This is a genomic window from Bradyrhizobium erythrophlei, assembly GCF_900129505.1.
Classification (GTDB): Bacteria; Pseudomonadota; Alphaproteobacteria; order Rhizobiales; family Xanthobacteraceae; genus Bradyrhizobium; species Bradyrhizobium erythrophlei_D.
On record NZ_LT670818.1, the window covers coordinates 400,259 to 412,841 of the forward strand.

16 protein-coding genes are annotated in these 12,583 nt (G+C 63.3%); 2 read left to right on the top strand and 14 right to left on the bottom strand.

From position 1 onward, the window contains the following. Positions 1–15 precede the first annotated feature (15 nt). The 8 genes from B5525_RS01850 to B5525_RS01885 all read right to left on the bottom strand — a co-directional run bounded on the left by B5525_RS01850 (position 16) and on the right by B5525_RS01885 (position 5,577). Positions 16–165, bottom strand: a complete 150-nt coding sequence (locus B5525_RS01850) for a hypothetical protein (RefSeq protein ID WP_154073014.1) — start codon at positions 163–165, stop codon at positions 16–18. Positions 166–230: 65 nt separating this feature from the next. Beyond that, entirely contained in the window at positions 231–1,397 is a 1,167-nt protein-coding gene (locus B5525_RS01855; protein ID WP_079564334.1) for a winged helix-turn-helix domain-containing protein, read from the bottom strand. 34 nt (positions 1,398–1,431) lie between these two features. Then, positions 1,432–2,514 carry a WD40/YVTN/BNR-like repeat-containing protein gene (locus B5525_RS01860; protein WP_154073015.1) on the bottom strand — a complete coding sequence of 361 codons (1,083 nt, stop codon included), beginning with the start codon at positions 2,512–2,514 and terminating at the stop codon, positions 1,432–1,434. Positions 2,515–2,626: 112 nt separating this feature from the next. After that, positions 2,627–2,863 (bottom strand): hypothetical protein, encoded by a 237-nt coding sequence (locus B5525_RS01865; RefSeq protein WP_079564337.1) that lies wholly within the window; start codon positions 2,861–2,863, stop codon positions 2,627–2,629. 118 nt (positions 2,864–2,981) lie between these two features. Then, complete coding sequence (locus B5525_RS01870) at positions 2,982–3,212, bottom strand: hypothetical protein (protein ID WP_154073775.1); 231 nt, start codon at positions 3,210–3,212, stop codon at positions 2,982–2,984. A gap of 207 nt (positions 3,213–3,419) precedes the next feature. Beyond that, complete coding sequence (locus B5525_RS01875; RefSeq protein WP_244567800.1) at positions 3,420–3,788, bottom strand: type II toxin-antitoxin system VapC family toxin; 369 nt, start codon at positions 3,786–3,788, stop codon at positions 3,420–3,422. 20 nt (positions 3,789–3,808) lie between these two features. Then, positions 3,809–4,039 carry a FitA-like ribbon-helix-helix domain-containing protein gene (locus B5525_RS01880; RefSeq protein ID WP_079564342.1) on the bottom strand — a complete coding sequence of 77 codons (231 nt, stop codon included), beginning with the start codon at positions 4,037–4,039 and terminating at the stop codon, positions 3,809–3,811. 146 nt (positions 4,040–4,185) lie between these two features. After that, positions 4,186–5,577: a caspase family protein gene (locus B5525_RS01885; protein ID WP_079572796.1), complete on the bottom strand. Its 1,392-nt coding sequence runs from the start codon at positions 5,575–5,577 to the stop codon at positions 4,186–4,188. Positions 5,578–5,866: 289 nt separating this feature from the next. Between B5525_RS01885 and B5525_RS01890 the strand changes: the two genes are divergently transcribed. Continuing rightward, positions 5,867–6,511: an OmpA family protein gene (locus tag B5525_RS01890; protein ID WP_079564344.1), complete on the top strand. Its 645-nt coding sequence runs from the start codon at positions 5,867–5,869 to the stop codon at positions 6,509–6,511. Between the two features lie 191 nt (positions 6,512–6,702). Beyond that, on the top strand, positions 6,703–7,053 hold the full coding sequence (locus B5525_RS01895) for a hypothetical protein (protein WP_154073016.1): 351 nt from the start codon (positions 6,703–6,705) through the stop codon (positions 7,051–7,053). A 36-nt stretch (positions 7,054–7,089) separates the two neighbouring features. On the opposite strand, the gene B5525_RS01900 is transcribed toward B5525_RS01895, so the two are convergent. From B5525_RS01900 to B5525_RS01925, 6 genes are all read right to left on the bottom strand, one after another. Beyond that, entirely contained in the window at positions 7,090–8,385 is a 1,296-nt protein-coding gene (locus tag B5525_RS01900; RefSeq protein ID WP_079564347.1) for a phospholipid carrier-dependent glycosyltransferase, read from the bottom strand. Positions 8,386–8,534: 149 nt separating this feature from the next. Next, a complete protein-coding gene (locus B5525_RS01905) occupies positions 8,535–9,023 on the bottom strand; it encodes a VOC family protein (RefSeq protein ID WP_079564348.1) in 489 nt (162 codons plus the stop codon). Positions 9,024–9,190: 167 nt separating this feature from the next. Beyond that, positions 9,191–10,219, bottom strand: a complete 1,029-nt coding sequence (locus B5525_RS01910; protein WP_079564350.1) for an alpha/beta hydrolase — start codon at positions 10,217–10,219, stop codon at positions 9,191–9,193. 55 nt (positions 10,220–10,274) lie between these two features. After that, positions 10,275–10,805: a cupin domain-containing protein gene (locus B5525_RS01915; RefSeq protein ID WP_079564352.1), complete on the bottom strand. Its 531-nt coding sequence runs from the start codon at positions 10,803–10,805 to the stop codon at positions 10,275–10,277. 318 nt (positions 10,806–11,123) lie between these two features. Continuing rightward, positions 11,124–11,537: an FKBP-type peptidyl-prolyl cis-trans isomerase gene (locus B5525_RS01920; protein ID WP_425305285.1), complete on the bottom strand. Its 414-nt coding sequence runs from the start codon at positions 11,535–11,537 to the stop codon at positions 11,124–11,126. A 134-nt stretch (positions 11,538–11,671) separates the two neighbouring features. Then, entirely contained in the window at positions 11,672–12,508 is an 837-nt protein-coding gene (locus B5525_RS01925; RefSeq protein WP_079564354.1) for a transglutaminase-like domain-containing protein, read from the bottom strand. Positions 12,509–12,583 lie beyond the last annotated feature (75 nt).

Below are 12,583 nucleotides of genomic sequence, written 5' to 3' on the forward strand. Positions count from 1 at the left end.
GGCGCCGCAAGCGCGTCAGCCTTCCATTAAATCGGGAACGCGCCGCTTCGGCCGCGGCGGCTTTTCCGCCTCCATCGCATGCTTCGCAGCCGCTTCCGCAATCCCGACGATTTCCTTCATCCGGGCTGCTACCCTCTCCAGGATCGATTTGTCGGTGGTGCTCATGTCGCCTCCGAACTCCGGTTCGGGAATCAACCCATCCGAAGCCGGCTTGTTCCGGCGTGCGCGCCTCATTCTCCGAGCTGAAACCGCTCGAAACGGTGGAGTTCCTCCTCGATCCGGCGTTTCAGCTCCTTGCGGGCGCCTTTCTTGGCGCCCACGCCGACCCAGCTCCATTTCTGCACCAGCAATTTACGGTCCTTGCGGTCGGTCTTCAGATCGAGGGCCGCGACGATGCTATCGCCGACCAGCACCGGCAGCGCGAAATAGCCGAACACCCGCTTCTCCCGGGGCACATAGGCCTCGAAGCGATGTTCGTAATCGAAGAACAGATGCGTGCGCTTGCGCTGGATGATGAGGGGGTCGAATGGCGACAGGATGTGGACCAGTTCGGAAATCGCGTCGGTGCCGGCCTCCAGCGTCGCAGGCTGCGCCCAATGCTCCTGCTTGCCCGCGCCCTCGAGCGCGACCGGCACCAGTTCGCCGCGGCGGACTCTTGCCTCGATCAGGCGGCGGACCGGGGCTTTGCTCGGTGCGTCCAGATGGCAGATCGAATCGAGACTGACGACGCCCTGCGCGCGCAAGGCGCGGTCGAGCAGATAGGCGGTCGTCTCACGCGCGGACGCCCCCTTCGGCGGCTTGTTCCAGCCAAAGTGCCGCGTCGTCAGCTCATAGGTCTTGAGCATGCCGTTGCGCTCGGAGATCGTCAGCTGGCCCTGGTAGAATGCCAGCTGCAGCGCCCGCTTCGACGGCTTGCGGCTCGCCCACAGATGCTCCTTGTCGACTAGCACGTCGTCGTCGATGTCGCGGATGGTCAGCGCGCCGCCCTGCCGGATCAGCCGCATCACCTTGCGCAGATCAGCGGGCTTGACCGAAGCGAGCCATTTATGACCCTCGCGCCTGTGGCGCTTCATGGCGGGAATGAAGAAGCGGAGGTCTTTTGTGGGGACGTAGGACAGCGCATGGGTCCAGTATTCGAACACGGTTTTGTCGACGCTCTGGGCCTGGCGCAGGTCGGCGCGGCGATAGCCGGGAATCCGGCTCCAGAGGATATGGTGGTGGCTGCGCTCGACGACGTTGATGGTGTCGATCTGCACGTAACCGAGATGTTCGACGGCCGCCCCCGTCGCGGCCGGCCCGTCGCCGAACGGTGCCCGCGTGTCGAGCCGCTGGGCGTGCAGCCAGATCTGGCGGGCCTGGGTTTTGGTAAGGGGGTGGGATTTATCGGAGCGGGACATCGCGCGCCAATCTAGCGGGATTCGCTGAGGTTCGTCAGCGTCCCTTGGCCGGAAGATCGAGCTTGTAGATGTCCTTGCCGATGGCAAACGCAGTGATGCCGCCGTTGGCGCGGGGCACGAACCTGATCTTGTTGACGGAAAGCCCCATGTCTTCTTTCGCCCAGGTCTTGCCGCCATCGCTTGTCGCGTAGCCGCCGGTCGAGCCGCCGACAAAGCCCCGCTCCTCGTCGAGGAAGGCGATGCCGTACGGGATCCAGTCCGAATCATGGCTGACGGTCAGCCGCCGCCAATGTTCGCCGCCATCCTCGGTCTTCACCACATAGCCGCGGGCTTCGGCCTGTGGCGCCTGATAGCTGATGATGGTGGCATAGCCGACCCGGGCACTCGGAAACGCCAGCTTCCAGTTGTTGTCGCCGGCACGGTCGCTGTCGAACACTGCGCGCCAGGATTTTCCGCCGTCGGCGGTCTTGAGGATCCGCGCATGGGCCTTGTCTTCCTCAGCCTCGCTGGCCCCGGCGATGAAGCCGGTATCGGCATCGACAAAATGAATATCGAGAATCATGCCGGTGACGCCGCTCATGTCGCGGGCACGAAAGCTGCGGCCCTCATCGAAGGATTCCAGCATGCCGGCCGGGCCGCCGACCCGTCCGCCGGCGCGCACCGCCAATACCTTGCCGTCGACCTTGAGCACATCGATCGCACAGACGCCGGTAATTTGGCGGCCGGCGACCGGCTTGATCGCGGCCCAGTGCACCCCGCCGTCATGGGAGACGTAGAGCGGCTGCCGGTCGGTTACACCAGGAAAATAGCCGGGACCGATATTGCCGAGGAAGCCGGTCTGGGCGTCGGCGAATTCCAGCGCCCGCACATAGGTGCCCTGCTTGGTCCAGATCCCGGTCCAGGCCTCGCCGCCGTCGTCGGTGCGATAGATACGGCCGGTGCCGTTGCCGTACCAGCCGGTCAGGGCGTCGGCGAAGGCGATCGCGTCCTGCTTGTTGTTCAGCGTGTAGGGTGCGGTCGGCAGTTTTGTCCAGTGCTCGTCGGCGCGGGCCGGGATCGCAACAGCCAGCGTGAGGCCCGTCGCCAGAACCGCCTGCCGCAGGCGGCGCGTCATCATGGAAATTTCGAACTTCAAGTGATCCCCGACCTGGTCAGCCTTAGGTAATATCGGCAATGGCTTACCAGAAAAAGCCGCACCGCCGGAGACGGCGGCGCGGCGGCTTGAGATATTACTTCATCATGCTCATCTTCTGAGCCTTCATGTAATGCATGCAGGCACTGCGCATCCTGCTGTTGCTCATGTGCATGTTGGCCATGGCCATTTCCTTGTTGGCGGCCGTTTGACCCGTGCTCATCATGGCGGCGGATTTTCCCATATTTTCGCCCGTGCAGGCCATCATCGCCGCGGAAGCGGGCGTCAGGGACAGCGCGGAAAACATCGCGGCCGTGATCAAAACCTTATTCATGGGAACCTCGCTCAGAATAAAACCAGCCGGTTGCTGGCTAACGAGGCACGGTTCGGCTCCCCCGGACGTTTCGGCAGCGGAAATGTTTTGCGTGCTGCGATGCAGGAGGGAACTAAGCCTACCGCTTCGGCGGCTGCCCGATGCTCCCTGTCGCGGTCTCGGGCTCGCACGAAGCTTTGCCGCGATCGGCGGCCTGGCACTTGTAGACGCTGCCGGTGAGACGGTCGATCAGCCATACATTGTCGTCGTTCGGCGTGTCCATTCCGATGAACCGGGTGCCGACGGCCGTAATCAGCGTGGACAGCAGGATCGCCGCCGCGATCATGCCAGAGCCGACCAATATCGGTATCGAGCTTCCTGAGCGATCCGGCATGACCGGGCGATACTCGCCATATCTTTTCGGTGACTGAAACAAGGTCCTGCTTCGCTGACTTTTGTTTTTCTGCGCGAGCGGCCGTCCTAATGACGCATCTGGCCGAATTGTTGTTCGCACCCCGGCGCTGGCGCGACGGCTTTGCGACGGGGAGCGTTTTCGAACCGGGCCTATGCCTTGGTTTTACACCAACTCAATGCGCGCATGATGGCCGGGCGAAGCGGCGAGACGCTTGTCGCGGGTGAGTAGCGGAGCGTCGAGCACTTCGGCGAGGGCGACATAGATGGCGTCATAGGCCGTAAAATTGTTCCGCAAATCCCACACGCGCGGCAAAAGAAAATTGTGCGGGTATCGGCGTAACGGAAGGTCCGCGAGGTCGTCGAGGGCCAGACGGCCCCGGTCGGCATCGATTTCACCGTTTGCGGCATACCGGCGAACCACTTGCGCAACTTCGACATCGAGCAAATGGGGGGCGTGCAATGTCTGTGACGGCTCGAACAGCCGCTTTTCTACCGCTCCCGCGGCCGGCGTGCGAAGAAGCGCCTCCAGCAAGGCCGAAGCATCGACGACAATCATTGGCGATCGCGTTCGGCCCGGACCGCCTGTGCCGGCGGCACCGAAGGCGTCACGCCCGGCCGCCGCTCCAGACGGGCGCGCAACTCATCAAGCGTCGGTCGCTCGGCCACCTGACGAATCTCGCTGAGCAGGTAGTCAGATAGCGACATGCCCGCCAGCGCCGCGCGCGACTTGAGCCTGCGGTGCAGCGCGTCCGGCACATTGCGAATTTGAATCATCGCGGTCATGTGGATAACATTAACACATGTGCATCACATGTCAACTGTTTGGAGACGTGTAGTAAACTTCGCGCCGGACCGAAGCCTACTGAACAGAACGAAAGGGGCGGCCCGCGGGGGCCGCCTCCTGCGAATTGGGCGTGCGGAATGGAACTCTACCTCCGGAACAGTCCACCCATCATGCCGCCGAAGAACGCGCCGGGTCCGCCGCCGCGATAGTGGCGGCCGCCTCCGCCGCCGTGACGGCCGGCGTGATGCGACGGCTGGTCGTCGCCGTCATCTGCGGAAGCGACCCTGGTCGCGGTGACCTCGGACTGCAAAGCCTTCAGCTGCAGCGTGTTCAGGTAACCGGTCCTGGGATAGCCGCGCGCGGCCTGCCAGCGGGTGATCACGACGCGGGTGGAGTCGTCGAACTTGCCGCTCGCCCTGGTGTCGAAGCCGAGCGCGGTGAGCCGGCGCTGCACGTCGCGGCGCTGGCCCTTGTCGAGGCCGAGCCCGTCTTCGGCGGTCTGGTCGGCTTCCTGGGTGAAGGTCGCGGGGTCGATACCGGTGGTCAGGTTGCGGGTCGTGGTCGAGGGACCATCCTGCAGCGGGGCAATGCGGGCCAGCGCCAGCGACTTGAACTGGCCGTTCGGATAATTGGTCAGATAGGCGTTGAGCTCTTCCGGCTTGTTGGAGTCCTTGATTGAGCGCCAGAACTCCAGCTCGACTTCGGAAGTCGGGCCGGAAGCAACGGCCGGCGTATTCGGCGCTGCGGCATTTGCATCCGCCGCACCCGCAACCGGATTGAGATACACCGACCCGATCAGGTCGGTGTGGCCCCACGGCAATTGGTTCCTGTTGGTCTCTTCATTGACCTGGGCGCGAACCTTGGTCATCGCCTGCTGGATTTCGACGCCGGGCGCGGCAATGTTGGCCAGCAGCGCGCGGGTGAACGGGCTGTTGGTGCCGGCTTCGCCGTCGAGCGCAGTCTGGCCGGGGCCGGTGGCGAACGCGATCAGCATGCCTTCGCCGGATTTCATATCGGCAAGGCCGGAGGACACCGACAGGCTGCGGGTGGCCTTGGCCGAACGGATTTTGGCCGCGAACGGGTTGTCGCGGCAGGCGTCGAGGAACACCAGCTTGACCTTGGCATCGGCCATGGTCTGCTCCAGCGTGAGATCGACATTGATGGCGGCGCCGAGCTTGACGTCCATCTCGGATTTGAGGTCGGCGTCGATCGGCAACAGGTAATTGGCGCCGTTCACGGCGATGCCGTGGCCGGCATAGAAGAACAGCGCGACATCGGCGCCTTCGGCCCGCTTGCCGAAGTCCAGGAGCTTCTCGGTCATCTTGTCGCGGGTAAGGTTAGTGCCCTCCACCACGTCGAAGCCGACATTGCGCAACAGCGCGGCCATCGACCTGGCGTCGACCGCCGGGTTCGGGAGCGGCGCCACGTTCTTGTAGGCGCCATTGCCGACCACGAAGGCGACGCGCTTGTCGGCAAGCGCGGCGTTGCCGCTGACGAGCAGTGCTGCGACTGAAAGTGCTGCGATCCAGAAGCGCATGTTCATTCTCCCCTGATCCGATCATCCAACTGGCCGGCCCGGATGGGCCGATCCGTTGTGCCCAATGTGATCCGGTTCGGGCAGGCGCACTGTGACCTGGGTCACTTTGGGCGCGAGAGCGATCGAACCCGCCGGCGGCGGGCAGCGACGGGGGGCTCCTGCAGCGCAACGGGCAACTGATGAAACGAGGTCAAATCCGCCATGTGACCCAAATCACATTCACCGCGCCGAACGGATCGTATCGTCTGCGCATCCAACGCCATCAGGCGTGAGCCACGAGGATACGACAATGACCCGCACTCACAGACTTACCGCAACTGCGGCAATTGCGCTGACTGCCGCGCTGTCGATGACGGCGAGCCTTGCGATCGCCGGCGATAACAACGTCTCTGCGAACCAGATCGTCAATGCGCTGCAGCCGAAGCCGCTGACCCGCAGCCTTTCCGGCGCGCCGCAGATCGATCCGGCCGTCAAGGCCAAGGAAATGAGCTTTGTTGCAACGCTGCAGAACCGCAAGACCCGGTCGCTCTCCACCGGCGAGCGCGAGGAAATCGCGGAGATCGCGTCGACCAAGCCGAAGATCGATCTCGATATCCAGTTCGACTACAACTCCGCCGAAATCAGCAAGGCCTCGCTGCCTTCGGTGCAGGAGCTCGGCAAAGCGCTGTCGAACGCAAGTCTCAGGGGTTCGACCTTCGTCCTCGCCGGTCATACCGACGCGGTCGGCGGCGAAGCCTTCAACCAGGATCTTTCCGAGCGCCGCGCCGATACCATCAAGCGCTACCTCACCGACAAGTACGGCATCAACAACGGCACCGATCTGGTCACCGTCGGCTATGGCAAGAGCAAGCCGAAGGATCCGAACGCGCCGATGGACCCGGTCAACCGCCGCGTCGAAGTCGTCAACATGGACACCAAGACGGCGTCGAAGTAATGGCTGCCGGGATTCCCCGGCTGCCGGTCCTGGCAATATGATCGTTATTTCCGGTGCGCAGCGAAAGCATCGAACTACGATGTGCCGCGCATATCGGAGAATCGCGAGACTTCCCGGTGAGCCGTTGCGCTTCGGAGGTCTGGTCCTTCGGACCATCCCGGAATGACGGATCGAGTTTCAGGATGATTTTCATGAAAACGCATTTCGCCGGCTTCGCCTTCGCTGCTCTGCTTGTGATCAGCACCGCTCTCCCAGGCTACGCAGAAGACGCGGCGCCAGCACCATCAGCGCCGGCTGCCGCCCAAACCGAGGCACCGCCGCCGAGCGTGCCGCGTCCTTCGATCGTGCCTAAAACCGCAGAGCCGGCGTCAGCGCCCGTCGCGGCCGAGCCCGCGCCGCGCCTTCGCCGTTACGTCCATCGCCACCGGCGTGGCTACGGCACCTATCGCACCGTGTATTGGGAGCCGTTTCCGGTCTACTGGCCGCACCTTTATCGCAACCGGATCCACTGGAGCCGGATTCCCTGGATTTTTCATTTCTGACGGGCTGCTGCTTTCCGCCCGCAGTCCCTTTCGTGCTTATATCCAGCTCTGAAACAGCATCAGCCGACCGAAGGTCGCCATCGACGTTCCGACAAAGGCGGCCGAGACCGGCAGCATCGCGGCAAAGCCGGCGAATGCGAACGCGACAAAGCCCCATAACAGCCAGCGCGGGCTGTTGCCGCGCCGCAATGCATAGACCACCGCGAGCGAAGCCATCGTCGCGGCCGGCAGATAGTAATAGATGAATCCCAGCGTCCGCGGCAGCATCGCCCAGGCGAGCCAGGTCCCGAAATAAAACGCCAGGATCAGGAATGCATCGCGCCGGCGCGTCACGATCCAGTCGCGCAGGCAGACGCCAAGCGCAGCCAGCGCCGGCCACAGCACGAGCGGATTGCCGAGGAACACCACCGCCGCGATCCGGTCGTCGCCGATCTTGTCAAAGAGATACCAGACCGGCCGAATCAGCAGCGGCCAGCTCGGCCACGAACTCATATAGGTGTGGCCGGCGATCGCGGTCGTGGTGTTGTCGCCGAAGATCCGGCGCTGTGCTTCCCAGATATCGGGAACCGACAATCCATAGAGCGGCACGAAGCTCGCGAGATAGACGACCGCCGGCACGAGCACGAAGCAGGCGGCGAAATGATAGGATTTGAAATCCGGCCACAGGTCCGGCCGGTACCAGTCGAGTGCGTGACCGTCAGCGAACCGCGTGCGCCAGCTTTGCATCAGGCGGATCACGGCGACGATGACGATCGAGACGGCGAGCGCGAATACGCCGCTCCATTTGCACGCGGCCGAGAGGCCAAAGTTCAAGCCTGCGAGCGCGAACATGAGATGCGGGCGCACCTGCCGGAAACCCTGCATGAACGCCGCAATCGCGAACAGGCTGAAGGCCAGGGCGAAAATATCCAGCATCGCAATCCGCGACTGCACGAACAGCATCTGGTTGAAAAAAGCGAGCAAGGCGGCTGCGATGGCCGGCCCTTGCGCCGCGAACAGCGCGAGGCCGCAGAGATACATCGCCACGATCGAAAGCGCGCCGAACAACACCGCTGGATAGCGCCAGCCCAGCGGCTCATCCCCGAGGGCGCGGATCGACAGCGCGATCAGCTGTTTTGCCAGTGGCGGATGCATCGGGTTGAGCATCGGCTGCGGCATCACCGGCTCGAGCATCTGGCGCGCGGCCGGCACGTAGTGCACTTCGTCGAAATAGAATTTTTCCGGCGTGGTGACGCCGATCAGAAGCGCGAAATGCGCGGCGACAAATACGATTATGGCGATTGTGGCATTGCGTGCCGCCGAAATGCTGGAAACAGACGGCGATTCGCGCACGAACTTTCACTGCTGGATGGGCGTTGCAATCAATCGAGTATGGGCGGGTAAAACCCTTATGTCCATGCCTCGAACGCGCAGCCAGTCGGCAACACCATCCATGGCGGCGACGGACTGCGCATCAATTATTAACGCATTCCAGCGAGACGCTACGCCGCCGATTTGCCCTCATAGGCCCGCTTGAGGCCCGCGACATCGAGCTTCACCATCTGCAGCATGGCGGCCATCGCCCGCTGCGCGCCGGCAGGATCAGGGCCGCCGAGATATTGCACAAGCGCGGTCGGCGCAATCTGCCAGGACAGGCCGTAACGATCGCGGAGCCAGCCGCAGCGCGAGGCGTGGCCGCCACCGGCCAGTAGCGCGTCCCACAGCCGGTCCACTTCGGCCTGATCGACACAATCGATCTTGAAGGAGACCGCAGGGGTGTATTCGAACCGCGTACCGCCGTTGAGCGCCATGAAGCGCTGCCCGGCCAGCGTGAATTCCACAACCAGGACCGAACCGGCCTTACCGCCGGGGCTGTCGATACTGTTCCTCTGTACCTTTTCGATCCGCGAATCCGGCAGCAACGAAACATAGAAATTCGCGGCCTGTTCGGCCTCGCCGTCGAACCACAGGCAGGGGGAGATTTTGGACATGGTTGGGTTCCCTATTGATGAGCTCGGGCGAAGGACGAACGGGGCGGCACCGATCCGACAACCGATGCAGATTTTTGTTCGTCATTCCGGGGCGACGCATGAGCGTCGAACCCGGAATCTCGAGATTCCGGGTTCGCGTCTTCGACGCGCCCCGGAATGACGAAGGCTCACATCGCTATCGGGGCGGGCATACTCAGGAACGCGCGCGTCACGTGCCAGAACAATTGCCGGTTGGTCGCCAGCGTGACCGAATGCGCGGTGCCCGGCAGGATCACGAACTGCCGGTCGCCGTTCGGCAAGAGATTGAAGAATTCCTCGAGATCGGCGACGGTGGCGATCCCGTCATATTCGCCGCGCACCAGCAGCACCGGCGACAGCACCTTCTCGGGCTTCACCACCGGCAAATTGGCCGTCATGTCCAGATAAGTGCCGGTCGGCACCTGGTCGCCGAACTGCATCTCCGCATCCGCCAGCGCCTCCACCGCAGCCACCTCACTGGTGCCCGGCTTGTCGCGGGTGGCAATCGAGCGGATCATGTCGCGGTCGCGCTTGCGCATGTTGTGCGAGCGATAATAAGCGAGCTGCTCGGCGCGTTTTGTCAGGGTCGGCGATCCCTCGCCCTTGTAGGTGAAGGCGGCGAACACCAGCCGATCGGCACGGTCGGGCTGCGCCATCGCATAGGCGCCGGCGCGCAGCGCGCCGGAGGACTCGCCGAGGAAATGGAATTTCTGCCGGCCGGTTTCGCGGGTGACGATTTCGGCCGCCGCCTTCAGGTCCTCGACTCCGCTGGCGATGTCGGCATTGCCGCTGGTGCGCCCCGACTTGCCGTAGTTCTCGTGATCCATGGTCCAGCAGTCGAAGCCGTAACGGGCGAACTCGTTCATGACCGAATATTCGCCGTGGCCGGGTACGGCGAGATCGAACACCCGCGAGGAAACCGAGGAGCCGTGCACGAAGAAGATCACCGGCCGCGACGGTTCGCCGGGTTTCGGTGCCCCGAGCCGCTTGCGATACATCCACAGCGGCACGTCGCCCTTGCTGGCCCAGTATTCGCTGCTCCAGATGTCGGCGCCGTCCACGGTAACGGCAGCGGCGGCGTGCGCGGGCAACGCGTTGGAGAGGCCTGCCGCGACAACACCGAGCCCCGCGCTCTTGATGACCGCGCGCCGCGGCAGCGGATGATCGAGACGTTTCATGGTTTCCTCCGAACCGCTTGCGAGGTGCAGAACGTTGCTGCATTCCTCCCGACGACTACTTCGTCTCCGCCGGATCGCGGTGCACGGGATCGATCCACAGCACGGTCTCCGGCCTTTCCACCGGCTCGATGTCGAGATTGATCGCAACCGCCTGGCCGTCGCTGCGCACCAGCACGCATTCCAGCACCTCGTCGCGGCTGGCGTTGATCTCCTGGTGCGGCACGTACGGCGGAACGAAGATGAAATCGCCGGGCCCCGCTTCCGCGGTGAATTGCAGATGCTCGCCCCAGCGCATCCGCGCCTTGCCCTTCACGACATAGATGATGCTTTCGAGGTGGCCGTGATGATGCGCGCCGGTCTTGGCGTCGGGCTTGATGGTCACGGTACCGGCCCACAATTTCTGCGCGCCGGCGCGAGCAAAATTGATCGCGGCCTTGCGGTCCATGCCGGGCGTCGAGGGCACGTTGGGATCGAGCTGGTTGCCGGGAATAACGCGGACGCCATCATGCTTCCAGCGCTCGGCGTCGCCGTGGTCATGACCGGCGTGGGAATGGCCGGCATCGGGGTGATCGTGAGAGCCCGTCATCGTGTCTCGCTTTCGCACAAATGGTTCCGCGAACGGTACCGAAAACCGCGCGCGCAATCCATAGTCAAGAGAACTTCTCGCGCGGCCGTGACTTGCCCTGAAATGCAAAGACCGGCCCTTCGGGCCGGTCTTTTTGTTTGTTTATGAACATCGCCGCACTTGCATCCGCCGTCATGGTCGGGCTCGTCCCGGCCATCCACGTCTCTTTCTCTGATCAAAAGCAAAGAAGTGGACGCCCGGCACCGCAGACGAGTTTATGCAGTCTGCGAAGAAACAGACTGCTATGGCCAGGCATGACGAAATCTGATGGTCAGCGACCTACTTCACCGCCAGCAGTTCGACGTCGAAGATCAGCGTCGCATTCGGCGGGATCGCGCCGCCGGCGCCGCGGGCGCCGTAGCCGAGCGCGGGCGGAATGATCAGAGTGCGCTTGCCGCCGACCTTCATGGTGGCGACGCCCTCGTCCCAGCCCGCGATCACGCGGTGCTGCCCGATCGGGAATTCGAACGGCTCGTTGCGGTCGACCGACGAATCGAACTTCTTGCCCTTCTTGCCGTCCTCGTAAAGCCAGCCGGTGTAATGCATGACGCAGGTCTGGCCGGGTTTTGGCGAGGCGCCGGTGCCGACGGTGGTATCGATAATCTGCAAGCCTGAAGCTGTGGTCATGGTTTTTCCTGCGGTCTGAGCCGCTGCTATGGTCGGTACACAGGCCAATGGCGCGGCCACGACCATCATCGCAATCGCGGCCAGCATTGGGATTCTTGCATGCTTGAAACGTCGCATCTTTGAGCACCTTCCGTTGACGGATCGGAAGCGTGTCTAGCGCAATGAGAGCGGCGATGAAAGCCCGTCGCCGGAATGAGGCGTCACGCCGCCCTGGAGACCTGATCCGCTTCCGAAACCACTTCCCCGGTGATGACGGAAAACTTCACGAGCTGCGCCGGACCGAAATTGGTCGAGATCGCGACGTCAGCCGCATCGCGGCCGCGCGCCATGACGATGCGGCCGATCCGTGGATGGTTGTGGCGTGCATCGAAAGTGAACCAGCGTCCGTCGAGATAGACCTCGAACCAGGCGCTGAAATCCATCGGCGCGGGATCGACAGGCACGCCGATATCGCCGAGATAGCCGGTGCAGTAACGCGCTGGAATATTCATGCAGCGGCACAGCGTGACGGCGAGATGCGCGAAGTCGCGGCACACGCCGATACGCTCCTCGTGGCCCTCGGACGCGGTACGATCGCTGCGCGCGTGATGGTAGCCGAAGCAGATCCGGTCATGGGCATAATCGCAGATCGCCTGTACCCGCTGCCAGCCCGGCGCAATGCCCGCGAACAACGACCAGGCCAGGCTGGACAATTTCTCGGTGTCGCAATAACGGCTTGCCAGCAGATAGATCAGCGCGTCGTCGGGAAGTTCGCCGACATCGAGTTGTCTCGCATCGGGCGCGACCTCATCGGGCAGGCCGCTGTCCCCGATCAGAAAATCATTGCGGATCTCGACCAGGCCGGGCGGCGCGACGATTCGAGTGCAGGTATTGCCGAACATGTCGACATAGTCTCGCGCGGCAAGCTCCGGCGAGAATTCGATCCGGTGCTCGCTCAGGAGATCGCCCAGCCGCGCCGGCTCAATGCTGAGCATCAGGACCATCGGGGTTTCCTGGAAGCACTGGAAGGCGATGTCGTAACCGGCACGGATTTGCACGTGGTATCTCCATGAGAAACTAAATTGCGGCGAAATAAGCCGGAAATGCAGCGTTCGTTCCCGCTAAAAGCCTGA